This is a genomic window from Martinezella calliandrae, assembly GCF_030272695.1.
GTDB lineage: Bacteria > Pseudomonadota > Alphaproteobacteria > Rhizobiales > Rhizobiaceae > Rhizobium > Rhizobium calliandrae.
Genome location: NZ_JARFYN010000032.1, coordinates 26,442 through 52,598, shown reverse-complemented (window position 1 = coordinate 52,598; position 26,157 = coordinate 26,442). Strand labels below are relative to the sequence as shown.

At 59.5% G+C, this 26,157-nt stretch carries 22 protein-coding genes; 14 read left to right on the top strand and 8 right to left on the bottom strand.

Annotated features, from left to right (window positions below; genetic code table 11):
• Nucleotides 1–13: 13 nt before the first annotated feature.
• Nucleotides 14–880 (top strand): patatin-like phospholipase family protein, encoded by an 867-nt coding sequence (locus PY650_RS22360; protein ID WP_285881748.1) that lies wholly within the window; start codon nucleotides 14–16, stop codon nucleotides 878–880.
• Here PY650_RS22360 and PY650_RS22355 read toward each other — a convergent pair.
• Nucleotides 877–2,697: a monovalent cation:proton antiporter-2 (CPA2) family protein gene (locus PY650_RS22355; RefSeq protein WP_285881747.1), complete on the bottom strand. Its 1,821-nt coding sequence runs from the start codon at nucleotides 2,695–2,697 to the stop codon at nucleotides 877–879. The genes PY650_RS22360 and PY650_RS22355 overlap by 4 nt on opposite strands.
• A 149-nt stretch (nucleotides 2,698–2,846) precedes the next feature.
• Between PY650_RS22355 and PY650_RS22350 the strand changes: the two genes are divergently transcribed.
• From PY650_RS22350 to lpxK, 6 genes are all read left to right on the top strand, one after another.
• Nucleotides 2,847–4,196: a TldD/PmbA family protein gene (locus PY650_RS22350; protein WP_285881746.1), complete on the top strand. Its 1,350-nt coding sequence runs from the start codon at nucleotides 2,847–2,849 to the stop codon at nucleotides 4,194–4,196.
• A gap of 21 nt (nucleotides 4,197–4,217) precedes the next feature.
• On the top strand, nucleotides 4,218–5,027 hold the full coding sequence (locus PY650_RS22345) for a 3'(2'),5'-bisphosphate nucleotidase CysQ (RefSeq protein ID WP_285881745.1): 810 nt from the start codon (nucleotides 4,218–4,220) through the stop codon (nucleotides 5,025–5,027).
• Nucleotides 5,028–5,088: 61 nt separating this feature from the next.
• Complete coding sequence (locus tag PY650_RS22340; RefSeq protein ID WP_120703322.1) at nucleotides 5,089–5,334, top strand: DUF4170 domain-containing protein; 246 nt, start codon at nucleotides 5,089–5,091, stop codon at nucleotides 5,332–5,334.
• A 179-nt stretch (nucleotides 5,335–5,513) separates the two neighbouring features.
• A complete protein-coding gene (gene waaA, locus PY650_RS22335; RefSeq protein ID WP_285881744.1) occupies nucleotides 5,514–6,833 on the top strand; it encodes a lipid IV(A) 3-deoxy-D-manno-octulosonic acid transferase in 1,320 nt (439 codons plus the stop codon).
• 12 nt (nucleotides 6,834–6,845) lie between these two features.
• Nucleotides 6,846–7,574, top strand: coding sequence for an HAD family hydrolase (locus PY650_RS22330; RefSeq protein WP_285881743.1), 729 nt, complete (start codon nucleotides 6,846–6,848; stop codon nucleotides 7,572–7,574).
• Between the two features lie 193 nt (nucleotides 7,575–7,767).
• Nucleotides 7,768–8,811, top strand: a complete 1,044-nt coding sequence (lpxK, locus tag PY650_RS22325) for a tetraacyldisaccharide 4'-kinase (protein WP_285881742.1) — start codon at nucleotides 7,768–7,770, stop codon at nucleotides 8,809–8,811.
• A gap of 12 nt (nucleotides 8,812–8,823) precedes the next feature.
• Here the strand turns inward: lpxK and PY650_RS22320 are convergent, their stop codons facing one another.
• Both PY650_RS22320 and mutL read right to left on the bottom strand, forming a co-directional pair.
• Nucleotides 8,824–9,054, bottom strand: coding sequence for a DUF2093 domain-containing protein (locus tag PY650_RS22320; RefSeq protein ID WP_285881741.1), 231 nt, complete (start codon nucleotides 9,052–9,054; stop codon nucleotides 8,824–8,826).
• 83 nt (nucleotides 9,055–9,137) lie between these two features.
• Nucleotides 9,138–10,967 carry a DNA mismatch repair endonuclease MutL gene (gene mutL / locus PY650_RS22315; protein ID WP_285881740.1) on the bottom strand — a complete coding sequence of 610 codons (1,830 nt, stop codon included), beginning with the start codon at nucleotides 10,965–10,967 and terminating at the stop codon, nucleotides 9,138–9,140.
• A gap of 344 nt (nucleotides 10,968–11,311) precedes the next feature.
• Here mutL and PY650_RS22310 point away from each other — a divergent pair, with 344 nt between their 5' ends.
• Both PY650_RS22310 and PY650_RS22305 read left to right on the top strand, forming a co-directional pair.
• Entirely contained in the window at nucleotides 11,312–13,045 is a 1,734-nt protein-coding gene (locus tag PY650_RS22310; RefSeq protein WP_285881739.1) for a response regulator, read from the top strand.
• Between the two features lie 127 nt (nucleotides 13,046–13,172).
• Nucleotides 13,173–14,531 (top strand): putative bifunctional diguanylate cyclase/phosphodiesterase, encoded by a 1,359-nt coding sequence (locus PY650_RS22305; RefSeq protein ID WP_285881738.1) that lies wholly within the window; start codon nucleotides 13,173–13,175, stop codon nucleotides 14,529–14,531.
• 103 nt (nucleotides 14,532–14,634) lie between these two features.
• Here the strand turns inward: PY650_RS22305 and PY650_RS22300 are convergent, their stop codons facing one another.
• The 5 genes from PY650_RS22300 to PY650_RS22280 all read right to left on the bottom strand — a co-directional run bounded on the left by PY650_RS22300 (nucleotide 14,635) and on the right by PY650_RS22280 (nucleotide 18,807).
• The gene (locus PY650_RS22300; RefSeq protein ID WP_285881737.1) at nucleotides 14,635–15,249 is read right to left on the bottom strand and encodes a PRC-barrel domain-containing protein; all 615 of its coding nucleotides are present in this window, start codon (nucleotides 15,247–15,249) and stop codon (nucleotides 14,635–14,637) included.
• 327 nt (nucleotides 15,250–15,576) lie between these two features.
• A complete protein-coding gene (locus PY650_RS22295; protein WP_285881736.1) occupies nucleotides 15,577–16,464 on the bottom strand; it encodes an SMP-30/gluconolactonase/LRE family protein in 888 nt (295 codons plus the stop codon).
• Between the two features lie 5 nt (nucleotides 16,465–16,469).
• On the bottom strand, nucleotides 16,470–17,105 hold the full coding sequence (locus PY650_RS22290) for a 2-dehydro-3-deoxy-6-phosphogalactonate aldolase (RefSeq protein WP_285881735.1): 636 nt from the start codon (nucleotides 17,103–17,105) through the stop codon (nucleotides 16,470–16,472).
• Nucleotides 17,105–18,037: a 2-dehydro-3-deoxygalactonokinase gene (locus PY650_RS22285; RefSeq protein WP_285881734.1), complete on the bottom strand. Its 933-nt coding sequence runs from the start codon at nucleotides 18,035–18,037 to the stop codon at nucleotides 17,105–17,107. Before PY650_RS22285 ends, PY650_RS22290 begins: the two co-directional genes overlap by 1 nt.
• Nucleotides 18,037–18,807, bottom strand: a complete 771-nt coding sequence (locus PY650_RS22280; RefSeq protein ID WP_285881732.1) for an SDR family NAD(P)-dependent oxidoreductase — start codon at nucleotides 18,805–18,807, stop codon at nucleotides 18,037–18,039. Before PY650_RS22280 ends, PY650_RS22285 begins: the two co-directional genes overlap by 1 nt.
• Nucleotides 18,808–19,007: 200 nt before the next feature.
• Here PY650_RS22280 and PY650_RS22275 point away from each other — a divergent pair, with 200 nt between their 5' ends.
• The 5 genes from PY650_RS22275 (at nucleotide 19,008) to PY650_RS22255 (ending at nucleotide 26,026) form a co-directional block, all read left to right on the top strand.
• Nucleotides 19,008–19,745: an IclR family transcriptional regulator gene (locus tag PY650_RS22275; RefSeq protein ID WP_285881774.1), complete on the top strand. Its 738-nt coding sequence runs from the start codon at nucleotides 19,008–19,010 to the stop codon at nucleotides 19,743–19,745.
• 321 nt (nucleotides 19,746–20,066) lie between these two features.
• Nucleotides 20,067–20,807 (top strand): helix-turn-helix transcriptional regulator, encoded by a 741-nt coding sequence (locus PY650_RS22270; RefSeq protein ID WP_432761565.1) that lies wholly within the window; start codon nucleotides 20,067–20,069, stop codon nucleotides 20,805–20,807.
• A 759-nt stretch (nucleotides 20,808–21,566) separates the two neighbouring features.
• Nucleotides 21,567–22,718: an Mrp/NBP35 family ATP-binding protein gene (locus PY650_RS22265; protein WP_285881731.1), complete on the top strand. Its 1,152-nt coding sequence runs from the start codon at nucleotides 21,567–21,569 to the stop codon at nucleotides 22,716–22,718.
• A 411-nt stretch (nucleotides 22,719–23,129) separates the two neighbouring features.
• The gene (locus PY650_RS22260; protein WP_285881730.1) at nucleotides 23,130–24,107 is read left to right on the top strand and encodes a magnesium transporter CorA family protein; all 978 of its coding nucleotides are present in this window, start codon (nucleotides 23,130–23,132) and stop codon (nucleotides 24,105–24,107) included.
• A 17-nt stretch (nucleotides 24,108–24,124) separates the two neighbouring features.
• Complete coding sequence (locus PY650_RS22255; protein ID WP_285881729.1) at nucleotides 24,125–26,026, top strand: potassium transporter Kup; 1,902 nt, start codon at nucleotides 24,125–24,127, stop codon at nucleotides 26,024–26,026.
• The last annotated feature ends 131 nt before the right edge of the window (nucleotides 26,027–26,157 follow it).

Sequence of the window (26,157 nt, the reverse complement as noted above, 5' to 3'; positions counted from 1 at the left end):
GAGGAAGAGAAATATGGGCGATTATGCCGATTTTGTTGGGAGCGATTATCCGCTCGCGACATCCAGCACACCGAGTGTCGCGGTCGCCTTCGGTTGCGGCGGCGCGCGCGGACTTGCCCATATCCATATCATCGAAGCGCTGGACGAGCTCGGCATTCGTCCAGTTGCAATCGCCGGCGCCTCCATCGGCTCGATCATGGGTGCGGCGATGGCAGCCGGCATGAGCGGCGCGGAAATCCGTGATTACACGCTCGCCACCGTCGGCAACCGTCCGGCTGTGCTGAACAAGATCTGGAGCCTCAGGCCGGCAAACATGCGCAGCTTCCGGATTGGCCAGTTCAATCTCGAACGCATCCTGCGCGCTTTCATGCCTTCAACCTTTCCGCAGGATTTTTCCGAACTGCACATCCCGCTGAAGGTGGTGACGACGGACTACTATGATCAGGCGGAAGTCGTCACGGAAAAAGGCGAGCTTTTCCCGGTGCTTGCGGCTTCCGCCGCCATCCCCGCCGTTTTCATGCCGGTCAAGGTCGGCGACCGCGTAATGATCGACGGAGGCATCATGAATCCGGTCCCCTACGAGCATCTGGCTGGGCTTGCCGACATCATCATCGGCATTGACGTCGTCGGCGGACCGGAAGGCGACGGCGCCCATATTCCGAACCGCATCGAGAGCCTGTTCGGCGCCGGCCAATTGACGATGCAGTCCAATATCGCGTTGAAGCTGCGGCTGCTTGCGCCGCAGATCTTTCTGAGGCCGTCTATCGGCCGCACAGGCGTGCTCGATTTCCTGAAGGCCCGCGAAATCCTTGCCATGTCCGCAGGCGTCAAGGACGAACTGAAATTCGCCATCGACCGGGTGATCACCGCGAGGAATTAAGCCCGTTCCGCCTCCTCTTGCGGCAGGGCGGAGAGGTCGTCGGCGTCGCTGAAAACGTCGGCGCTGCGCTTCGGCTTGACCAGCGGTTCCGGCTTGACCGGTCGTGAGTAGAGCATGTCGCGGCCGGCCTGCAGTCCTTCGCTCGTCTGCAGCACCAGCCGTTGTTCGTCGCGCTTGCGGATATCCTCGCCGATCTCGAAGGCTTCAGTCTCGCTGATGCCGAGGGCTTCCAAAGTGCGGCGGCCGAAAAGCAGACCGGATTCCAGCGTTTCGCGCAGCTCGAAATCGACGCCTTTGTTGCGCAGTTCGATCGAGTGAATGCGGTCGTAGGAGCGGACGAAGACGCGGGCGTGCGGATAATCCGTCTGCACCAGCTCGACGATCTTGTCTGTAATCTCGCGCTGATGCGTGCAGACGACGACGACCTTGGCGCGATCGATCCCGGCCGAGCGCAATACGTCCTTTCGGGTACCATCGCCGAAATAGATGCGGAAACCGAAGTTGGAGGCCTGGCGGATACGATCGGCGGAAAAGTCGATGACGGTGACGTCGCGGCCGCCGGCAAGCAGGATCTGTGCGGCAATCTGGCCAAAGCGCGAGAAGCCGATCATCAGCACGTCGGAGCCCGCACCCTCGAAATCCTCGTCCAGCTCCTCATGTGTATCGCCACTCAGCAGACGCTTCGAAAGCGCCGCACCCAGCGGGGTCAGCGCCATTGAGAGCGTTACGATCGCGATCAGCAGCGATGCCGTGCTGGCCGAGAAGAGCCCACCGCTGGCGCTGGCCGTGCTGAACAGCACGAAACCGAATTCGCCGCCCTGGGGAAGCAGGAAGGCCATGCGGATGGCATCGTCGTGAGAAGAGCCGGTTAAGCGGCAGAGCGCATAAATGATCACGCCCTTAATGATCATGACGACCGGCACGGCGAGCACGATCAGCACCCAATTTTCGACGATGACATCCAGCTTCAGCGACAGGCCGACGGCGATGAAGAAGATGGCGAGCAGCACGCCGCGGAACGGCTCGATATCCGCCTCCAGCTCATGGCGATAGGACGATTCGGCGAGCATCACGCCGGAGAGAAAGGCCCCCATTGCCATGGAGAGGCCGGCAAGCTGCATCAACGTCGCCGACCCCATGACGACGAGCAGGGCTGCGGCGATCATCGCCTCACGTGCGCCGGTCCGGGCGATGACCTGGAACAGCGGCGTCAGCAGGTAACGTCCGGCAATAATCATCGCCGCGACCGCGCCGACGGCGATGGCAAGGTCCAGGATCGGATCGGAAGCCTGCGTCGGTCCGCCGAGAACCGTGACCAGGGCAAGCAGCGGCACGATCGCCAGGTCCTGCAACAGCAGGATCGAGAAGGAACGCTGCCCGTATTTCGTATTGACGTCGCCGTCCTGTTCCAGGATCTGCATGGCAAATGCCGTCGAAGATAGCGCCAGGCCAAAGCCAACGATGATGCTGCCGCGCCAGCCGGCGATGCCTGCGAGATCGGCGGCGAGCGTTAGCGCCAATCCGCACAAGATCACCTGCGCCGTGCCGAGACCGAAAATGTCGCGCCGCATCTGCCACAGTCGCGATGGCTTCAGCTCCAAGCCGATGATGAACAGCAGGAAAACCACACCGAGTTCAGCGACGGCAAGCACGGATTCACCGTCGCCGATGCCGTGCAGTATCGGGCCGATGACGACCCCGGCGGCGAGATAGCCGAGCACGGTGCCGAGCCCCAATTTCTTGAAGATCGGTGCCGTGACGACGGCGCCTCCGAGCAGCAGCAGGGTTTCGGTAAAGAGAGCATTAGGCGCGGACATCGTCTGTTTCTTTCTTTGGGCAGGCGGTGTTGCAGCGCATAGTGGTCAGAAACAACTATGCGTGAAGACATTCGGACAAGAATCGGCTTGGCCGCCCTTGATGCTTTATGTAGTGCACAATAAATGGAACGCGAAGGAAAGGCCAAATCATGTCCTCAGAAATCGATTCCGCCACTCTGCTTTCCCGCGCCAGCCAGTTGATCGACCTCGCCCGGAAAGCCGGTGCGGATGCGGCCGATGCCGTCGTCGTGCGCTCGCGGGCGCAATCCGTCAGCGTTCGCCTCGGCAAGGTCGAGGGCACAGAATCCTCCGAAAGCGATGATTTTTCGCTGAGGGTGTTTATCGGCAACCGAGTCGCCAACGTTTCGGCCAATCCCGGCTTCGATCTGCAGGCGCTCGCTGAACGGGCCGTCGCCATGGCCAAGGTCTCGCCGGAAGATCCATTCGCCTGCCTTGCCGATGAAGCCGATCTCGCAAAGACCTATCCCGATCTCGAACTATTCGACCCGACCGAGGTCTCGTCGGTTCAACTGCGCGATGCAGCCCTTGCGATGGAAGAGGCGGCGCTCGCCGTGCCGGGCGTCAGCAATTCCTCGGGCTCCGGTGCATCCGCCGGCATGGGCGGCATGGTGCTCGTCACGTCACACGGTTTTGCCGGTCACTATAAGGGCTCCCGCTTCAGCCGCTCCGTCAGCGTCATCGCCGGCGAAGGCACCGGCATGGAGCGTGATTACGATTTCGACAGCCGCCTCTATTTCTCTGAGTTGGACGCAGCCGAGGATATCGGCCGCCGCGCCGGAGAGCGGGCGGTCAATCGCATCAATCCACGTCAGGTTCCGACCGGCAAGGATTTGACGGTCGTTTTCGATCCGCGCATTGCGCGCGGTTTCGTTGGGCATATCGCCGGTGCTATCAACGGCGCGTCCGTTGCGCGCAAGACCAGTTTCCTGCGCGACAAGATGGGCCAGCCGGTTTTGAAGACCGGCCTGTCGATCACCGATGATCCCTTGATCGTGCGCGGTCCGGCCTCGCGCCCCTTCGATGGCGAAGGTGTCTCCGGCAAGCGGCTGGTGATGATCGAGGACGGCGTGTTGAAACATTGGTTCCTGTCCACGTCGACGGCGCGCGAGATCGGCGGTCTCAGGACCAACGGCCGAGGATCGCGCGGCGGCACTGCCGTTTCCCCATCCTCCACCAATCTGGCGCTGGAGCCGGGTGATATTTCTCCGGAAGAGCTGATCCGCAATGTCGGCAACGGCTTCTACGTTACCGAGCTGATCGGCCAGGGCGTCAATATGATCACCGGCGAATACAGCCGCGGCGCTACCGGTTTCTGGATCGAGAACGGCGAGCTGACTTTCCCGGTTTCGGAGGTGACGATTGCCTCCAACCTCAAGGACATGTTCATGCGCGTGACGCCGGCAAACGATATCGACCGCAATTTCGGCGTCGCGGCTCCGACGCTCGCCATCGAGGGCATGACGCTCGCTGGGCGCTGAGTCGGAGATTGGAATTTCGGAATGAGCGATAGAGACGTAGTCGGCCAATTGAGCGATCTCGAATTGATCGTTGCAGCAGCGCGCCAGGCCGGCGAAATCGCTCTCGGCTACTTCCGGCAGTCGCCCGAGGTCTGGTGGAAGAACGAAGGCCGCTCCCCCGTCAGCGCCGCCGATTTCGCGGCCAACGAAAAGCTCGCCGCGATCCTGCGTCCCGCACGACCGGACTATGGCTGGCTTTCGGAAGAGACCGACGACGATGCCGAGCGGTTGTCGCATGAGACGCTCTTCGTTGTCGATCCGATCGACGGCACGCGTGGGTTTCTGTCGGGACTCGAGCTGTGGTGTGTCAGTGTCGCAGTGGTGACTGATGGCCGCCCAACCGCGGGCGTACTTTATGCACCGGCGCTCAAGGAATTGTTCGTTGCGACGGCCGACGGCCCGGCACTGAAGAACGGTGAGCCGATCGCGGTTTCCGCCAGGCCGGATCATGATACCTGCAGGCTTGCCACCGCAGAGGACATGCTGAACGGATTTGATGGGGATTTCCGCAAGACGATCGAACGGGTGAAGCATGTGCCTTCGCTCGCCCTTCGCCTTGCCATGGTCGCCGACGGCCGGCTGGAAGGGACGATCGTCAAACGCAATTCTCACGACTGGGATCTCGCCGCCGCCGATCTCATCCTGGAACGGGCGGGTGGGGCGCTGGTCGATCTTTCAGGCCATCCGCTCACCTATAATCGAGCCGATGTCTCGCATGGCGAACTCTGCGGCTCGCCGGTGGCACGGCTGCCGGAATTCCTGCGCCAACTTGCCCACAGACGAGACAGTTGACCTTTTGGTCAAAATCCCGCACAGGAAGAGCGGAGGGGGACGACGACAGAAAGAGACGAAAATGACGAACTCCAGCGGCAAAAAGCAGCTTTTGCACCTCGTATTCGGCGGGGAATTGGAAAACCTCGAGGAAGTACAATTCCGCAATTTGAACGAACTCGACATTGTCGGCATGTATCCCGACTACGCGAGCGCCCTGACTGCCTGGAAGTCGAAGGCTCAGCAGACCGTCGATAACGCCCATATGCGGTATTTCATCGTCCATCTGCATCGTTTGCTTGATCCGCAGGATAAGGCTTCCTCGTAAAGCCGCGTCCCGCTTCATTTAACATTTGATATTCCCGCTCGGATGGGCGTTATCGTTTTCATCCGGCTATGGCGCGGTATTTTTGACGCAATCAGAACGAAAAGTCGGCCGATCTTTCGGCCGTGAGACAATTGGGATTTGGTATCGATGACGATCAGCTTGGATCGGAGGCAATCGAGATGAGCAGCCTCAGGGCGCGCCTCACTTTGGGTGCTTACCGCCTCGGTGGGATTGCGATCTATCCCCTCATCGGGCCTTATCTCGCCGTCCGCGCTGCCAAGGGCAAGGAGGACCGTTCCCGTCGGCTCGAGCGTTTCGGCTACGCCAGCGCCAATCGCCCGCAGGGACCGCTTGTCTGGATTCATGCCGCGAGCGTCGGCGAGACTTCGGCAGTCGTTCCGCTGATCCGGGAAATCCGCCGCCGCGACATCCACGTGATTCTCACCACAGGAACCATCACGTCGGCCAAGGTGACACAGGAGCGCCTCGGCGACGAGGTCATCCATCAATATGTGCCTCTCGACCTGAAGCCTGCCATCAGCCGTTTCCTTGATTATTGGCAGCCCGATTGCGCCATCATCGCGGAATCCGAGATTTGGCCGATGACCATCATGGAGCTTGGCCGTCGGCGCATCCCGCAGATCCTCGTCAACGCCCGCTTGTCGGATCGTTCTTTTGCGCGCTGGGGCAGGCATCCTTCGCTCTCAGAAGCACTGTTCGAAAGTCTTGCGCTGGTCGTCGCGCAGTCCGATCTCGATGCCGAGCGCTTTCGCGATCTCGGTGCGCGGCAGGTTATCAAATCCGGCAATCTCAAGGTGGATACCGACGCGCCGCCCTATAATGCGCCGACCCTTGCCCGCTACATGAAGCAGATCGGCGACCGCAAAACCTGGGCGGCTGTCTCGACCTTCGAGGGTGAAGAAAGTGCTGCTGCCGTCGTCCACAGGACGCTGAAAGAGCATAATGGTCAGTTGACCATAATCGTGCCGCGCCATCCCGAGCGCTGCGACGCGATTGAGGCGATGCTCGTCGAGCAGGGACTGAAAGTCGCGCGCCGCACACGCAACGATGTGCTGTCGCCGGATGTTGACGTCTTCCTCGGCGACACGATCGGCGAGATGGGGCTTTATCTGAGGATGACCGAAGTTGCCTTTATGGGCAAGTCGCTGTTCAACGAAGGCGGCCAGAATCCGCTCGAGCCGGCCATGCTCGGTTGCGCGATCCTGTCCGGCGGTCATGTCCAGAATTTCCGCGATGCCTACCAGTTGCTGGCCCGCCGCGGCAGCGCTCGTATGGTGCGCGATACCGAGATGCTGGCGAGGGGCGTGCATTATCTGCTAACCAACGATGCGGCCCGGCGCGGAATGATCGACGCCGGCTACGTGGCTGTGCACGAGATGCGCGGAGCGCTGGCGGCGACCGTCAAGGGATTGGAACCCTACATCAACCCGCTGACGGTGAAGGCGCGATTGCTGCCGAAGACGATGGCGCAGGGATAAAGGGAGTACTCCATGACGGCAATCAAGCTGGGTGCGATCGCGGGCATTCTCTTCGACAAGGACGGCACGCTGCTTGACTATGATGAGAGCTGGTTGCCGGTCAATCGCGAGCTTGCCAGCATTGCCGCAAAGGGAGATGCCGTACTTGCAGATCATCTGCTTCTGGCCTGTGGCATGGACCCGGTCACCGGCCATATTGTACCTGACAGCCTGCTCGCCGCTGGCAATACCCGCCAGATTTCCGAGGGCCTCGTGGCTGCCGGTTCCAGAATGGATGTGATCGAGCTGACGGAAAAGCTTGATGCGTTATTTTCCCATGCCGCGGATTTCTCCGCGCCGGTCACCGATCTCGCTGGGTTCTTCCACCGCCTGCACGAACGCGGCTACAGGCTTGGCGTTGCCTCGAGCGACAATGAGCGCTCTATCCGCCAGACGGCGGCCCGCTTCGGTTTCCTCGACTATCTCGATTATATCGCCGGTTACGATAGTGGCTTCGGAACCAAACCGGAGCCCGGCATGGTGCTCGGTTTTTGCGAAGCGACAGGCCTTTCTCCCTCGCAAATCGCCGTCGTCGGGGACAACAATCATGACCTGCACATGGCACATAATGCCGGTGCCGGCCTGAGGGTCGGCGTGCTGACGGGCACCGGATCGCGTGAATCGCTCGCGGCCGCCTCCGACTATTGCCTGAACGATATCACCGAGCTGGAAAGCCTGCTGCCCGTTGCTCAGCCGGTGTGACCAAGGCAATGGCTTGCTTTTTCATCCGATCTGCCCTTTCTTGCCGCCTTGCTAGAGCAATTCCAGGAAAAGTGCGCAACGGTTATCCTGGAATTGCGGAAGAACAACAGATCCAGTGGTTCTTAAATTCGATGAAAAGCTGAACCGCTCCAGGATCTTATGGGCAACAGTCGGCGCGAGGCGGGATTAGACTATGGTAACGGAAGCACCGCCTTTCTGGTGGCGAAAGCCTGATTGGCGCGCCTGGGGGCTTTCGCCCTTTTCGTTTCTGTACGGCCGCGTTGCCGGCCATCGAATGGTGCACGGCCGTCGCGCCTCCGTTCCGGTGCCGGTCATCTGCGTTGGCAATTTCACGGTGGGGGGTGCTGGCAAGACACCGACAGCGCTGACGCTTGCCCGTGTCGCCAAGGCAAAGGGATTGAAGCCCGGCTTCCTCAGCCGTGGTTATGGCGGTTCGCTTGACGTGACGACGGTCGTCGATCCACATCACCATCACGCCACTGCGGTCGGCGACGAGCCGCTGCTCCTTGCTCGCGAGGCATTGACCGTAATCTCGCGCCGCCGCTTCGAGGGGGCGGAGCGGCTGGTACACGAGGGCGCCGATCTCATCATCATGGACGACGGCTTTCAGAGCGCGCAACTCGCGATCGACTATGCCCTGGTCGTCATCGACGCCACGAGAGGCATTGGAAATGGCTATCTCGTTCCCAGCGGACCGGTGCGTGCGCCGCTGCGGACGCAGTTGCGCTGTGCCTCGGCGCTGCTGAAAGTTGGCGAAGGCAACGCCGCCGATCGGACCGTGCGCATGGCAGCAAGGGCCGGGAAGCCTTTCTTCGCGGCGTCGGTCAAGGTGTGTGGGCAGGAGGATATGCACGGCCGAAACGTGCTCGCCTTCGCAGGTATTGCCGATCCCACCAAATTCTTCCGCACAGTCGAGTCCCTGGGGGCCAATATCGCTGTTAGCCGTACCTTCGGCGATCACGAACATCCGGGCGAAGACGATATAGCCGACATTCTCCATATGGCCGCCCGCGAGGGCCTGGAGATCGTCACTACCTCCAAGGACTATGTCCGCTTGATCGGCCATCATGGCCGCGCCGACGAACTGCTACGGGCCTGCCGCGTCATCGAGATCGACATGGTCTTCGATGATCACCGTGCGCCGGGCCTGATTATCGACCGGGCAATAGCAGCCGCCCGCGAAAGGCGGTTACGGGACGGACGGAGAGCGAAATAGGGATTGAAGTCGTCAGCTCTTCTGGTTCGGGAGCGCGCCGGCGCGTTTTTCGGCTTCCAACGAAGACATCACGTCAGCATAGGGCTCCTGCCGGGCGACGCTCCAGTAGCGTAGCTCATCGAGCGCGATATGCTTGCCAGTCATGGCGCAAACGACATAGGAGCCGGGCATGAGGATTTGGAAATCGCCGTCGAGATAGCGAATCTTCGCCTCGCGGTTTCCATGCCCCTCAAAAAGATTCATCTTATGCCGTCCCCAATCTTTGTCATCTGTGTGCCATACCTCGGCAAGCAGGACATTTCCAGTTCTTTCGATCGCATCCACTCTCAGCTGCGTCCGAACAGCCGTTCGATATCCGACAGCTTCAACTCTATATAGGTCGGCCGACCGTGATTACACTGGCCCGAGCCGGGCGTTGCCTCCATTTGACGCAGCAGCGCGTTCATCTCTTCCGGCCTCAGCCTTCGGCCGGAACGCACCGAACCGTGGCAGGCCATCGTTGCGGCGACATATTCCAACTTGGCGGCAAGGCCGGAAGCCGTGTCCCACTCGGCGATCTCGTCGGCCAATTGCCGGATCAGCGCTTGGGCATCTACTTCACCGAGCATGGCCGGCGTCTCGCGTACCGCGATCGCGCCGGGACCGAAACGCTCGACCGCAAGGCCGAGTTCGGCAAGCTCGTCGGCAAATACCATCAATCGATCGCAATCTTCCTCCGCCAGGTCGACGATCTCAGGGATCAACAAGACCTGCGAAGACAGCCGCTTCGAATGCAGGGCTTTGCGCATTTCTTCGAATACCAACCGCTCATGCGCCGCGTGCTGGTCGACGATGACGAGACCATCGTCCGTCTGTGCGACGATGTAATTCTCATGCAGCTGGGCACGGGCCGCACCCAGGGGGAACCGAGCCGGGTCCTCCGCACGTGCAGGCTCGATAGATGCTGCGGTTTCGGCACGGGCGGTCGGCATGGCGAGGCCGTCGAAGGCAGCCTGGGGCCGCTCGCCGAATCCATATCCTTTCGTTGCCTGGGGCTGGTATGGCCGCGATGGCGAGGCCTCGGGTGTCCATGGTGCGCTTGATGCCGAAGGGCGCCATGCGGGCTGGAAGCCCGAACGGCCCTGGTTGAAGGCCCGAAGCATGCCGTCGGCGCCCGACGTCGCCGCACGATCGCCCTCCCGCGCGAGCGCCTCGCGGATCGCGCCCACGATCAGGCCGCGCACGAGGCCAGGATCGCGGAAGCGGACATCGGATTTCGCCGGATGCACGTTGACGTCGACTAAGGCCGGGTCGAGCGTGATGGAGAGGACAGCAACGGGATAGCGCCCGGAAGGTATGGTTTCGGCATAAGCGCCGCGGATCGCCGACAGGATAAACTTGTCCTGCACCGGCCGGCCGTTGACGAAGGCATATTGATGCGCCGAGTTGCCGCGATTGAACGTCGGCACGCCGATAAAACCGCTCAAGCTCACATCTTCCCGTAAGGCGTCGAGCTCGATGGCGTTATCCTTGAACTCGTTGCCGAGTACTTGTGCCATGCGGGCGAGATGATCGTCGCCGGTCGCCGGAAATTCGAGAGTCGAGCGGTCGCTACCGGAGAGCACGAAACGCGCGCGCGGGAAGGCGATCGCCATGCGCTTAACCACCTCGGTGATCGCCGCGGCCTCGGCCTTCTCGGTCTTTAGGAATTTCAGCCGCGCTGGCGTCGCGAAGAACAGGTCCCGCACTTCCACGATCGTGCCCGGATTGGTGGGTGCTGGGCGGAGGTGCAGCACCCTGCCACCGGCAACCGCAATTTCGGCGCCGCCATCGCTGCCGGGCCTCCGGCTGGCAATAGATAGCTTCGCCACCGAGCCGATCGAGGGCAGGGCCTCGCCACGGAAGCCGAGGGTGCGGATATCCTCCAGTGTATTGGAAATCTTTGAGGTGCAATGCCGCCTGACTGCCAGCTCCAGATCCGCCTGCGCCATGCCGGATCCGTTGTCACTGACCCGCAGCAGCGCTTTGCCACCACCGGCCGTTGCGATCTCGATGCGCGTCGCGCCGGCATCCAGCGCATTTTCGATCAACTCCTTGGCAGCGCTCGCCGGCCGCTCGATGACCTCGCCGGCGGCGATCTGGTTGATCAGGGTTTCGGAGAGTTGCTTGATGGCCATGTCGCCATTTTCGTGGATTCGCGGCGAGGTGGAAAGAGAAAACGCAAGGCTGCCTTTCGTCATCCACCCGATTCAGGTGAGAGGTTGATTAAAAATTTAATCAATGTTTAAGGGAATAATGACAGGTTGCATTCACAGAACTTGAAATGATTGCAGGTGGCGCGCTTTTGCACGTTAACGGCTTTTGGCGGCAGGCTGGTGACCGTCAAATTTCGAGGGCCGACTTCCGCCTGTTTCAAGTGTTCAGGCCAGCATGATATCTTCATAAATTTGCTTTGAGAGCTATCACTATTGCTTTCAACTTCAGCGTGCAGTGATATCGAATAGATGTAGGAATCGGACGAATGACTGCCGAGATTGACAAGGCAGCTTTTGCAGCAATCACTGAAGATGTTCCGTCTGACGGCAATCTGCAGGCGGCGCTGTTCGACGCTGTCTGTGATGGGCTCTCAAGTGCTTTCCTTGTCTACGACAAGAACGATCTGCTGCTGTTCGTCAGTCGTCAGGTCCTGAATTTTTTCCCAATCCCGCTGCAATTCCTGCAGCCGTCAACACGTCTGCGCGATTTTCTCGGCGCTGTCTTTGACACCGGCATCCGACATCGCGATGCTCACACGAAGTCGGCGGCAACACGCGACGATTGGGTCTCACAGCGGATTGCCTCGCATTGGCGCGAGCGTTTCGAGGCGACGGAGCGTCTCGGTGAGGATCGTTGGGTTCGTTTCGTCAAGCGCCGGCTGCCGTCAGGGTTCGGCGTTTGCATCCTCTCGGATATTTCGGAGGTGAAGAAGCGGGAGGAGCAATGGCGCATCGACATGGAGCGGGTGCAGCTTACGGAAGATATTCTCGACAGCCTTCCGTTTCCCCTCTTCGTGAAGGACCGTAACATGGTCTATGTCGCGGTCAACAAGGCGTTCTGCGACAAATATCAGACTTCGGCGGATGAGGTCCTGGGCCGTAAGGGCATCGATCTCTTCTCCACCGATGTCGCAAACCGCTTCGAGGAAAGCGACCGGCATGTCATGGAGACCGGCGAAATGTCGATCTCGCGCCAGCGCCAGATTGCCCGCGATGGCGTCGAGCGCGAAGTGGTTACAAGGAAACAGCGTATAGGCAAGCCCGGCCGCTATTTCCTCGTCGCCACCATGCAGGATCTGCCGAAAGAGGGCGCGGATTTCGATGAGTTCGCTCTTGCCTCGCAGATCAAGGAGAACAACGACCGGTCCTATCGGCGCGCTTATGTACCAATGGCAGCACTTCAGACTGCCTCGCGCCGCCCGCCGGCCATGGAGACGTTTGTTCCCGAGAATTTCTCCGGTCGCAAGATTCTTGTGGTTACCAGCGATCTTGCGGCTGAATCGGCGGCATTGAAGATGCTTGCCAAATATGGCTTTGAGGCTTGTTCGGTCCATGATGAAAGCGAGGAGGCGGCGTTTCTGGATGTCGCAAGCTCCCTCGGTATCAAGATTGATCTGGTCATCGTCGACAATCAGCTCGGCAAACGCGGTCTGGAACTGGCCGAGCGGCAGAATGTGCCGGGGTTGTTGCTGGACGGTTCGCAGCTCGCCACCGAGCTCACTTTCCTGATCGCTCGGCATTTCAACCGCAACATCCGCGGCAAGGCGGGCGAGCTTGCGGAAGGCGGGGCAGATGACTGGCAGATCGCAACCCGTGGCGAGGATCGTGGTTTCCAGATCCTCGTCGCCGAAGACAATGACATCAATCAGATCGTCTTTTCGCAGATCCTGGAGGGGCTCGGCTATCGGTATGTGATCGCCGCCAGCGGCGACGAGGCGGTGCGCCTATGGAGCGAACATCGCCCGGAGCTGATCTTGATGGATATTTCCCTGCCGGGTCTCAACGGTTTCGAAGCCGCAAGACTGATCCGCCGTTCGGAAAAGGGCAGCGGAGCACGTACCCCGATCATCGGCGTGCTCACCCAGGCTTTCGAGCGGGACCGCAACGAATGCGTCGACGCTGGCATGGACGACGTCATCATGAAGCCCGTCAGCCCGGATATTCTGGAGACGGTGTTTCAGAAATACATGCAAAGCAGTCGTAAGGTACAAATTAAATAAGTCTCATTGCTGTATAGTTCCTAATAGATAGATATTGCTCCCTTCGAATGACTGCCGCCCCGCCACCCTTTGTTAAGACTTCGCCGTCATGCTCCTTCGTGGTCGGAGGAAAATGTCGGAACTGAATATGAAATCGGCTGAAATATCGCTCGCGCCAGTCAGTCAGAATGAATTGCAGGCGATGGCTTACACCGATCCACTGACGGGGTTGGGGAACCGCTACCGCATGCGCGACCGCGCGCGCCTGCTTTCCGTCGAACGCGCCAGCGATCCGGCCCCCTTCACCATCGGCATTGCCAATCTCGATTCTTTCAAGCCGATCAACGACCTCTTCGGTGTCGAAGCCGGTGACGAGATCCTATGTCAGGTCGCCCATCGCTTAAAAGCCTGCATTCCCGATGGCGCCACCGTCACCCGCCATGATGGCGACGAATTTGCCTTCGTGCTGCCACTGGTCTTTGAACGTGTCGGCGCGGAGAAGTTCGGGCAGATGATCCGCGAGGTGTTATCGGCGCCCTATGATCTCGGCGATCGCAATGTTCGTCTTTCCGCCTCCTTTGGCTTCGCCATCTATCCCTTCGCCGGCGAGGAATTCGAGGATCTGCTGAAGAGCGCCGAGACTGCCCTTTATCGCTCCAAGCGGCGCGGCCGTGGCCAGATCACCGTCTATTCCAAAGAAATCGCCCAGGAGATGAAGCGCGCGACGCAGCTCGAACAGGCGCTGCGCAACGCCATCATTTCGAATGCTATCGACGTGCATTTCCAGCCCATCGTATCGCTCGCCAGTAATCTGATCGTTGGCTTTGAGGCCTTAGCCCGCTGGAACGACGCCGATCTCGGCTTCGTCTCACCCGCTGTTTTCGTCCCGCTCGCGGAAGAGCGTGGCTTTATCGACGCTCTCTCCGAGACACTACTGCGCAAGGCTGCGGAGGCGGCGCTTTCCTGGCCGCGCGAGCTTTTCCTTTCCTTCAATCTGTCTTCGGCGCAATTGATGGATCCCGGCACGAGCAGCAGCATTCTCGCCATTCTCGGCCGCGTCGGCTTCGATCCGCATCGGCTGGAATTGGAAATCACCGAGACGGCCGTCATGAGCTCAGCTGACACGGCACACCGCATCATCGCCGATCTCAGGGCGGCAGGCGTGCGCATCTCGCTGGATGATTTCGGCACCGGCCAATCCAGTCTCGGCCGCCTGCGCGATTTCATTTTCGACAAAGTGAAGATCGATCGCGCCTTTGTCTCCCGCATCAACTCTGACCGGGCCTCCGAACATATCGTCAAGGCGATCCTTGCGATGTGCGAGGGGCTTGATCTGGAGGTGGTCGCCGAGGGGATCGAGGACTACGCCGAGGCGGTAAAGCTCAGGTCGCTCGGCTGCGCCATGGGGCAGGGTTATTATTACGGCAAGCCTGCCGACAGCGTCGCGACGCTGCGCTATCTTCACGAGAACTACTACGAATTGGCTGGTGAGCGCGAAACCGCCTAGATTGGCCCGGATCAAGGACCACAGGTCGTTCTGCTGCGCATGCAGATATGAAAAGCGACGACCCGCAAAGATCGCCGTTTTTCAAAGCTATGCGACACTTTCGTCACTTACTGGTCGACGAGGTCGTCGTGGTGTCGGTTCCAGGCACCGCAGCCGTCGCCGGGGTCTTTGCAGCCTTTTCAGAGGCCTGCATAGCAAGCGTCTTGAACTCTGGTGCAGCCTTCAGCGAGTCAGCCGTTTCTGTGGTCGTCAGCTTGATGCTGCCGTCCTGAGCGTTCTGGGTTGCGGTGACCTTGGCGAAGGGAACGGCGACATTCTTCTGGCCGATGCCAAGGAAACCGCCGACGCCGACGACCGCGGCGATAACACCGCCCTGCTTCTGCAGGATGAGGTCGTTGATGCTGCCGATGCTTTGATTTTGACCGTTATAGACCGACTGGCCCATATAGGTCCTGGCGCTGATCTGATCTGCCGACTGCTCAGTCAGATATCCACCGCCCTGCGCCGTGTTTGTCGTCGGTGCCGGGGCCGGGGCCTGGGCGTCGTTCTGTGGCTTAGCCGTCTTGGTGTCTGGCGTTGCCGGGGCGGTCTGCGTCATCGGCGCGGCGTTGTTGCCGGTTGACGGCTGCTGTGCTTGAGCGAAAGCCATCGGTGAAAGAACCGATGCTGTGGCAAAGATCGCGCCAGCAGCAGCGGAAGTGAACAATTTGCCGGTCATCGTGAACCTACCTTTCATTCTGATGGGCACGTTAACCAACTCGGGCGGGGCCACTCTTTTGGCTGACCATCACCGTGCCGGTTCGTTAGGAGAATGGTCGAAAAGAGCTTTAGTTCCGGCAACAGTTGCGCGAGAGGGCTGGCCGTCACCACCGCGAGGTCGATATAACGCGAAAAATCAAAGGATAACCTATAGATCAATGCAACCTAAGCAATTGATTTTATAAACGGTTGCAGCGATGAATGCGCTTAGTCCGAAGCACAGGACGCGCTTATCTGCTGCTCGGCGCGCCGACAGAATTTTCGGCGCGCGATCACCAAAATACAATCAGATTTTGTAGATCGGATCAAAAACGCCCTTGACCGTAGGGCCAAGTTCCAGGAGCGCGCCGGCTTGCGGCTGCATCGAGCGCGCGTCTTCGTCGAGGCCTTCCCAGGCTGTCGTCACCGCAAGCCGATCGGCATTCTGGCCGATGAAGGCCGGGCAGGAGGGCTGCATGGCGGGCACGCGATAGCGCTCGATGCGCAAGCCGTCGGGGCTGTATCGGTCAACGAAGCCGGAGCCCCAGCGGGCGTTCCAGATGTAACCGTCAGCATCACAGACCGAGCCGTCGAGGCCGCCAGGGTCCTCCATGCTGTCGACCATGACAATCGGCTCGCCGACCGGCATCCCGGTCAGCGGGTCGACCAGCACCCGCATCAACTGGCTGACGCGAGTATCGGTGAAATATCCGATCGTACCGTCGGGTGAGAAGCAGATGGAATTCGGGATGCTGAGCTGATCGAAGATCTTCGTCACCTTGCCGCCAGCGACATGATAGATTGCGCCAGCCTGCATTTCCGCCCGCTTGCCCATGGTGCTGATCCACAACGAACCGGAAATGTGAGTCCGCCCGTCGTTGGAGCGGTTCTCCGGCTTGTCCGCCTCGATCGCGGCATAAAAAGTCAGTTCGCCGGATCCGACATCGCGAACAAACAGTCCTTCTTCGGTGGCGAGCAATTGCCGCCGATCGTCGATGCGGGCGAGTACGCTTGCCATCATCGGCAGAGCATGGACTTCCTTCTTGCCCGTCGCTAGATGCAGTTCATGCAGTTCCTTGCCAATAATGTTGAACCACCAGACCGTATCCGTATCGGGATCATAGGTCGGTCCTTCGCCCAGAGCCGATGCGGTGTTGCAGAGAATATTGCCCTGAAAATCATGAATATCGGTCATACGGGTCAGACTCCTACGGCAGCATCATAAGCGTAAATGGTTACCTTGGCGCGTTCGGCAACCTCTGCCGTCGTCATTCCCGGCTTGTAGAGACTGGTGCCGAGACCGAAAGCCAGGATGCCGGCCTTGGTGTAATCGGCGAAATTCTTGTCGGAAACGCCGCCGACGGCTGCGATGACAAGCTCGGGCGGGAGCACAGCGCGGATGGCTGTGATACCGGAGGCGCCGAGCACGCCGGCGGGGAAGAATTTAAGACCCGTCGCACCGGCAGCCGCAGCCGAAAGCGCTTCCGTCGCGGTGAATACGCCTGGCATAGTCACCATGCCTTTGTCGCGTGCGCGGCTGATGACGGCAGGTTCGACATTCGGCGTCACCAGCAATTTGCCACCTACGGCGTCCAGCCGGTCGACGTCTTCAACGGTCAGCACCGTGCCGGCGCCGATCAGGCAATCGGCGGGCGCCATCTTGGCGGCGATCTCGATCGAGCGGAAGGGCTCCGGCGAGTTCAGTGGGATTTCGATTGCCGTCAGGCCGGCATCGATCAGAGCGCCGAGTATATCAGCCGTCTCTTCGGGCTTGATGCCGCGGAGAATGGCGATAAGCGGGCGCTTCATCGGAGGGAAAGGGATACGGGTCGTCATCAGCTTTTTCTTTCGTTATTCAGCCAGATCGCCTTCGCGGCGGCCGAAAGCCCGCGGCGGACAGCGGCTTCCGCATCAACAGTTGCATAGGTAAGGCCCATGGTGCGGAATGCATGTTCGTAGAGTGCCTGCAGGCGTCCGGACGCGACGAGGGTAATTTCAGCCCCTTGTCCGGCAGATGACAGGGCGCCGGCGATTTCGGCGCCGATCAGCGTGCCCGAGATCAGCGCTTGCGCTCCGGCGGCCGTCAGGCCATGCAGAAGTTGGCCGGCACGAGCGGTAAAGAGCAGGTTCGTGGCGAGGGCCGGCTTGTTGAAGGCAGCCTTAATCGCGGATTCGAATGCGATGCTGTCAGCAGGCATGTCGGCCGCGCCGGCAACGGCATGCGATAGGATGCTGTGCTTTGTGATAACGTCGAATAGTTCGCCGGTCATGAATGTCGAAAAGCCGTTAACCTGGCCGTCGACGACACGCACCCATTTCGAATGCGTGCCGGGCATGCAAACGACCTGCTCGCCCTTGGCATCAGCTGCGATCGCGCCGAGCAATTGCGTTTCCTCGCCGCGGATGACGTCAGGCGTCTGCTTGTCGCGTTGCGCCAAACCCGGCAGAATACGGACATCACGCGATTGGCCGAGCACGGAGACGGCGCCGGTGAGGATGGCGGAGAGCGAAGTCGGCGTGTTGATATAGCCGGCTTCTACCCAGCCTTGACGCGCACCGGCCATGCCGCAAACGATGACGGGAAGATTTTCCGGCGCGGCCAGAGCATCGAGATGCGATTGTAGCACCTGGGCAAAGCCTGTCTGAGCCGCCGATGTCATGCCTTCGGCGCTGCGGCGCTCGCCGAGAATGCTGTCATCTTCGCCGATCAGCCACAGCCGGAAACTGCTGGTGCCCCAATCGACCGCGATATATGCGGGACTTGCCACTAGAAAATACCTCCGTCTACAATGATGGACTGCGCGGTGATGCTGCCTGCGCTATTGGATGCGAGAAATAGTGTCGGGCCGACCAGATCGGCCGCCTTTAGGACATGCTTTAGGCATTGGCGCTCGATCGTCTTGGCGATGCTTTCCTCGGTCAGCCAACGCTCCATCTGCCGTTCGGTGACCACCATGCCCGGCAGAACGGCGTTGACACGGATGTTTTCCGGCCCAAAACGGCCGGCAAGGCTCTTGGTCAGGCCGATCACGCCGGCCTTTGCGGTCGCGTAGGCGGAAAGATGTGGCGGGTTCATCTTGAAGACGATCGACGAGAAATTGATGATCGCCCCGCCGCCGGCTGCGCGCATGCCGGGCGCTGCTGCCTGCGAGACGAAGAAAACCTGCTTCAGGTTGATCGCCTGGTTGTTATCCCAATATTCCTCGGTCGTCGTGTCGATCTCGTGCCGGTCGTCCCAGGCGGCGTTGTTGACGAGGACGCGGATTGCGCCGAGATCGGATTCGACGGCTGCGACCGTGCTTTTGACGGTGCCGACGTCGCGAAGGTCGGCATGATAGAAGGCGACCGGATGAGCAGATTGCGCCGAGAGCCGGGCGGCAAGCGCCTTGCTCGGCTCTTCCGCTATGTCGATGAAAGCGACCTTGGCGCCCTGCTGAACGAAGCCCTCGACAAGGGCCGCGCCTATACCGGAGCCACCGCCGGTGATCAGGACAGTCCGATCCTTAAGATCGGGAAAATTTGCCTGTGTCTCGGTCAAGTTCGTCTCCCTCCCGAAAAATATGTAGTTCCATTATTTGGAACTGTATTTGACTATATGGAATTATCGGATTACCCTTCAGCCGTGTCAAGGATGTGATGGTACGCAGTAGACGTGGCGAGGCAGTCGTGAATTCGAAACAGGGCGAACATACGGGGGATGTCCGCCGCGGCAGGGAGACCGGGACGCTCGGCAAGCTCATGGCGCTCATTGATCTCGTTGCGCTGGCCGACAGTCCGATGCGCTTCACCGACATCCTGTCGCTGTCCGACCAGCCGCGCGGAACGCTGCATAGGCAATTGTCGCATCTCGTTGAGGAGGGGTTGCTGGAAACCGATCGCGACGGGCGCTATCTGCCCGGCATCAGGCTCTTGAACCTTGCGTCACGCAGTTGGGCGCGCAACGAATTTCGGGCCGTCGCCGAGCCGCATCTGCGCCTTCTACAGGCGCAGACCGGCGAGACTGTGCACCTCGGCGTCCTGCGTGGCACCGAGGTCATCTATCTCGACAAGGTCGAAGGCCGGCAGTCGGTGCGCATGTATTCTGAGATCGGCAACGCCTCGCCAGCCTATTGCACTGGGGTCGGCAAGGCGGCTTTGTCTGCGCTGGACGATATCAGCCTCGAAGCCCGAATCTCCGCCCTCCAGTTTCGTGCCTATACCGAGCATACCCACCGCAGCGTTGCAGATCTTCAGGCCGACATCGCTGCTATAAGGGTGCGCGGTTGCGCTTTTGATCGTGAGGAGCATGAAACCGGCATATGCTGCGTCGCCGCGCCTATCCGTTCAGACGATGGCGATATACTGGCCGGCGTCTCGGTGACCGGCCCGGCCTACCGCGTTACGTCGGAAAAATTGCAGGAATGGGCGCCTTTGGTAAAGGCTGCAGCGGCCGCAATCATGCAGGATATGCGCAGTCGGCTTGGCCCGAGGCGTTAATCCCGCCGATTTTTCTCGACTGTCATGTGAAATTCACCAATTTTGCCTTTCATGTGCTGGACCTTGGCCAACTTAAACATTTATTCTAAATCGCTTGATGAGAATCGTAGATGAACTGCCATTCTTGTTGAGTACCTGCCGCTGCGTTCTGAGGAGATAGGCGAACGATTGCCGGGCGCCGCAGTATGAGTGTCGCATTGTGCGAGATTTTTAAAAATTTATATTTGATCAAGCGCCGGCCTGTCGGCGTTAATGTGGTGACCCGGAGGCCTGGAGGCGGCGATTTCGAGTATGCGTCCCTCCATTACATGAAGAAGACTAATGATGGCAGCATTGGTGCAGACGGGAAGGCCCCCTCGGGGCGAGGATTATATTGATGAAATTACCGGTCTGAAGACACAGTTCGATGTTTTTCGCTTTATGAAGCGGCTGACGGAAGCCTATCGCTGCCGGGCATTCATGGTCCTGAACCTGCCGCCGGTTACATCTTTCGAACTGCAGAGCAATTCGGTAATCAACAACTGGCCCGTCGAACTCCTGGCAACCTACGACCAGGAAGGGCTGATGACGAACAGCCCGGTGCTGCGGCGTTTGCGCAATTCCACATTGCCTTTTATTCACGAGACAACGGCAAGCACCAATCGCGATGATGGCAGAGCCCAACTTATTACCGCGTTGTTCGAACGTTTCCGCATGACACGCTGCATCTATTTGCCGACCCACGACGCATCTGGCCTTCGCGGAGCAGTGTCGCTTGCCGGCGACCGCGAGCTCTTCTCAGCCGAGGAGATTAAGGATCTCTGCTACGTCGCGCTCTATATTTTCGACCGCCTCGCGGAAATCCGCAACATGGACATCCGGGTGGCCGACGCGCTGACGGATCGAGAGATCGATTGCTTGAACTGGACGGCCGCGGGTAAGACCAGCGCCGAAATCGCAGAAATCCTGACGCTCTCCGAACACACGGTCAATCACTACCTGAACCGGGCAACCAAGAAGCTGGACACGGTCAATCGCACCCAGGCAGTCGCCAAAGCGCTCCGAGTCGGGTTGATCAAGTAAGACATGATCCCAAAAAGTGCGGAGCAGTTTTTGGAAAAGATCATGCCCAGAATGGACCATGACCCCAAAGAGGGCGCGACGGTTTTGGAGAAGATCATGCTGACAAAAGACCGTGGTCCCTAGCCACGTTACGGCTTTGGCGCGGATTCTGCTCGGATGAAGAGTGAGAGCGAGTGAAATCCGGGCAATTTTCTGCGCCAATTTTGTGCGTTGCACATAAATCGTGCTGACAGCTTCTGCACCGATTTCCGGATTGAAACTGGCTGCGTCCGCAATAGCTTGAAAAATATATGGTTTTCAAATTTCGCGGAACTGGCACGCTTTCTGCATTTCAATGGACAGAGGTCCAGAGGGGACTTTGATACCAGCGCCGGTTAATGCGCGCGGATCCGGCAGCTGCTGCCGATGCTGTTGTCGTTGCTTCTCCCGGCGGCACGGTATCGGCGGCGGCTGTTGCTTATTTGGCACGTTTTAAGAACCAAGGGGGTTTAATGCGCGATTTTTTGGGCGCTCGCCCTAGTCCTTTCAAAGCTTTGCTTTACGTGCCCCGCGAATATCGCTTCTCCTAGCGAGCGTTGCGGCTGGCGGGGCTCTAAGCCCGGCGGACCTGCCGGCCGCAACACACTCAGCGTTTTATCCATATTCCCCTTAATTTCGTTTGGCGAAGTTCCATCACTCCACTATCTAAGCCTCAAGAGATCCGGAGCGTTTGCTGGGGCCGCGCCGCGATCCGGATGGAAATCGTGCAGCGAGGATGGAATGGCAGACATCACCAAGGAACAGGTTCTGGAAACGCTTAGAACCGTTCGCGGCCCGGATCTGGAGCACAACATCGTCGAGCTCGGCATGGTATCGGATGTCTTCATTTCCGATGCCAAGGTATATTTCTCGATTACGGTTCCGGCTGAACGTGCCAAGGAATTGGAGCCGATGCGCCTCGCTGCCGAGCGCGTTATCAAGGAATTGCCTGGCGTGAAAGGAGCGTTGGTCGCGCTGACTGCGGACAAGAAGGCCGGCACTGGCGCATCTGCCGCGCGCCCGGCCCCCGCTCAGCCGGCTGCGCATTCTCACGCCCACGCAGCACCGCAACAGCCGCCGCGTGCCGGCAAGATCGGCGTTCCCGGCGTTGGCGCCATTATTGCCGTTGCATCCGGCAAGGGCGGCGTCGGCAAATCGACGACAGCCGTCAATCTCGCGCTCGGCCTGCTCGCCAACGGTCTGCGCGTTGGCATTCTGGATGCTGACATCTACGGCCCGTCCATGCCGCGTCTCTTGAAGATTTCCGGCCGGCCGACGCAGATCGATGGTCGCATCATCAACCCCATGCAGAATTACGGCCTGAAGGTCATGTCCATGGGCTTCCTCGTCGAAGAAGAGACGGCGATGATCTGGCGCGGGCCGATGGTGCAGTCGGCACTGTTGCAGATGTTGCGCGAAGTCGCGTGGGGTCAACTCGATGTACTTGTTGTCGACATGCCGCCAGGGACAGGCGATGCGCAACTGACCATGGCGCAGCAGGTGCCGCTCGCTGGCGCCATTATCGTCTCGACACCGCAGGATCTGGCACTAATTGACGCCCGCAAGGGTCTCAACATGTTCCGCAAGGTGGAAGTGCCGGTGCTCGGCATCGTCGAAAATATGAGCTATTTCATCGCTCCGGACACCGGCGCACGTTACGATATCTTCGGCCATGGCGGCGCGCGCAAGGAGGCTGAGAGGATCGGCGTACCTTTCCTCGGCGAAGTGCCGCTGACCATGGGTATCCGTGAGACTTCCGATGCCGGTACGCCGCTGGTCGCTTCCGACCCGAATGGCACTGTCGCAGGCATCTATCGCGATATCGCAGCCAAAGTCTGGGCGCAGATAAGCAACATGCCTCAGCGCGCGGCGCCAACCATCGTCTTCGAGTAATTTACAAGATGCGTGCCGATCAACGGTTGGCACGATTGCCTTGCCAGCGCCGTGTGCTATGACTCCCCACGATCGTGAATCTGCGGTGAAAGCGCGCATCGAAGGGGTTGTGACTTGATTCTTTGCGAGCTTTGCTTCATATGCGCCGCCGGCGTGAATTTGGTCGGGCATTTCAGATGACGGCCAACTGCCAAATGGTGACTTCGTCTCGCCTGAGCAATCAGCCTTCTCAGGACGGACGAGGGATTGGTACAGCTGCGCAATGGAGCATGGACACGGATTCTCAGCCGGACCGGCGGGATACGCCGGGAGTTTTATGAGCTTTATTTACTGGGCATCGGCAGAATCGCGGCAACAGCGCACAAAGCGCCACGGCTACCGCTTTGCCTCTGACGCGCCGAGGGCGATCCGTTGATCACTGCCTACAGCTCCGACTGCAAGGCTCTCGAATTGGCTGATCTTTCGAGCATTGCTCGATTGCCGGAGAGCGCAGTCTGGATCGACATGGTCGAACCGTCGCGGGAAGAGGAAAAAAATATCGAGCGCCTGCTAGGGCTCGAAGTGCCGACTCGCGAAGATATGAAGGACATCGAACCCTCGAGCCGGCTCTATGTCGAAGAGGGCTCGGTTTTCTTGACGGCTTCGCTGCTGTGGAAGATCGACACCAACCTGCCGACGCTGACCGATGTCGCCTTCATCCTGACGGATCATCGCCTGGTCACGATCCGCTATGCGCAGCCGAAATCCTTTGCGCTGTTCATCGCAGCGCTGCAGCGAGTTCCGAAGGAGCGGCGGACTGGGGTCGCGCTTCTGGCGAAGCTTCTGGAAACAATTGTCGACCGCACGGCGGAAGTCCTTGAACAGACGATCTCCGGCATCGATATATTGTCGGTGCATGTTTTCGGCGATCGCGTGAAGAAAATCCGCCGTCCGTCGAACTATCTGGAAGAGAAGCTGAAGGACATTGCAGGTTACCATCGCACGGTCAGCAAAGTGCGCGATAGCTTGAGTTCATTGTCGCGGCTTCTGACCTTCCTTCATACGATCCCCGCCATGCAGCAGGACCATGAGGCCAAGGAATTGTGCCACAATGTCTCGCGGGATGTGCAATCTCTGTCCGAACATGCGTCATTCGTCGCCGGTAATATTACTTTCTTGCTCGATGCGTCGCTCGGCCTGATCAATATCGAGCAGAACGCCATCATCAAGATTTTCTCGATCGCCTCCGTAGTCTTCCTGCCGCCGACGCTTGTGGCGTCGATTTATGGTATGAATTTCGAGTTCTTACCCGAGCTGCATTTTGCCTATGGTTACCCGGCGTCGTTGCTCTTGATGGTGGTGTCTGCCGTCGTTCCGTTTTTCTTTTTTCGCTGGAAAGGCTGGCTCTGAGAGTCTAGTGACCCTGAATGTCTGACGAAACCCATCATTCTCCCGACGGGAAAATGAACGCTGGTAAGCTCGCATATCTCGCCCTCGGTTCGATTGGCGTGGTGTACGGCGATATCGGCACGAGCCCGCTCTACGCCTTTCGCGAAGCATTGAAGCCGGTAGCCGCCGACGGCTTGACGCGCGGCGAAGTCATCAGTGTCATCTCGCTGATGTTCTGGACGCTGACGATCATCGTCACGATTAAATACGTCCTTTTTCTGCTCCGCGCGGACAACGACGGTGAAGGCGGCACACTGTCGCTGCTGGCGCTGTTGATGAAGACGGCGAACGGCCATACGGCCATCCTGATGCTGCTGGGATTGATGGGCGCCGCACTCTTCCTCGGCGACGCGATGATCACTCCGGCCCTTTCGGTTCTCTCCGCCGTCGAAGGCCTGAAGCTCGTCACACCATCTCTGACGGACTACATCGTGCCCATATCCGTCGCGATCATGGCGCTGCTTTTCGCGATCCAGTCGCACGGCACCGGCGCAGTTGCCCGCTTCTTCGGTCCGATCATGGCACTCTGGTTCATCGTCCTGGGCCTTGCCGGCATCATGCACATTTCCGATGATTTCAGCATTCTGGCCGCACTCAATCCCTATTATGCGGTGAGCTTCCTTGTACGGGAGGGCTTTCTCGGCGTCGTCGTCTTGGGTGCGGTGTTCTTGACCGTGACGGGTGCGGAAGCCCTTTATGCCGACCTCGGCCATTTCGGCCGCCGCCCGATCCAGTGGGCCTGGTTTGCGCTTGTGTTTCCGTCACTGACTTTGAACTACTTCGGTCAGGGCGCCTTGGTGCTACGCGACCCCATGGCTATGTCCGACCCGTTCTTCCTGATATTTCCGCATTGGGCTATCCTGCCGGTGGTTATTCTTGCCACCCTGGCGACGATCATCGCCAGCCAGGCGGTCATCACCGGTGCCTTCTCGCTCACGCGCCAGGCAATCCATCTCGGCTTCCTGCCGCGCATGGAGATCCTCTTCACGTCCGAGACCAATACAGGACAGATCTTCCTGCCGTCGGTCAATGCCGTGCTGTTCTTCGGCGTCATCTTCCTCGTATTAAGCTTCAAGACCTCGGATGCGCTGGCGATTGCTTACGGCATCTCCGTGACCGGCGCGATGGTTGTCACCTCAATCATGGCCTTCGAGTTCGTGCGCGTTCGCTGGAACTGGTCGCTGCCGATGGCGGTCGGCGTGCTTGCGCCGCTGGTGTTGCTGGAATTCGTCTTCCTCGGCGCGAACCTCCTGAAAATCCGCGACGGCGGCTATGTTCCGGTGCTGATGGCGACCGCCTTCACCGTGATCATGTGGACCTGGCGCCGCGGCACGGCTCTCCTGATGGAGAAGACGCGGCACACCGATATTCCTTTGTCGTCCTTCGTCAGTTCGATCGAGCGCAAGAGCGACCACTCGCCGGCCCATGTCCCTGGAACGGCGATCTTCCTCACCAGCGATCCGGAATCTGCGCCCGCCGCGCTCCTGCATAATCTGAAGCACAACCACGTCCTGCACGACAAGAACGTCATTTTGACGATCCGCACCATCAACAAGCCGCGTGTCGCTCAGGAAGACCGCTACTCGGTCGATAAAGTCTCCGACCGCTTCTCGATTGTCGAGCTGCGCTTCGGCTTCATGGAGTCACAGAACGTCTCGCAGGCATTGGCGACTTTGCGCAAAACCGGGTTGAAGTTCGACATCATGTCGACCTCCTTCTATCTTGGTCGCCGCAAGCTGGTGCCCGACGCCAAATCCGGCATGCCGCACTGGCAGGACCGACTTTACATCGCTCTCGCCAATGCCGCGACCGATCCTTCCGACTACTTCCGCCTACCGGCCAACCGCGTGGTGGAATTGGGATCGCACGTCATCATCTGAGCTCGACACCATTTTAATGTGTTCGAAGGCCCGGTGGATCTCCGCCGGGCCTTTTGTAGCCGGCATTCCGAATGTATTCGTGAATGCGCAACAGCCGAATTAACCATCCATCAAGGTTAATCGGAGATTAT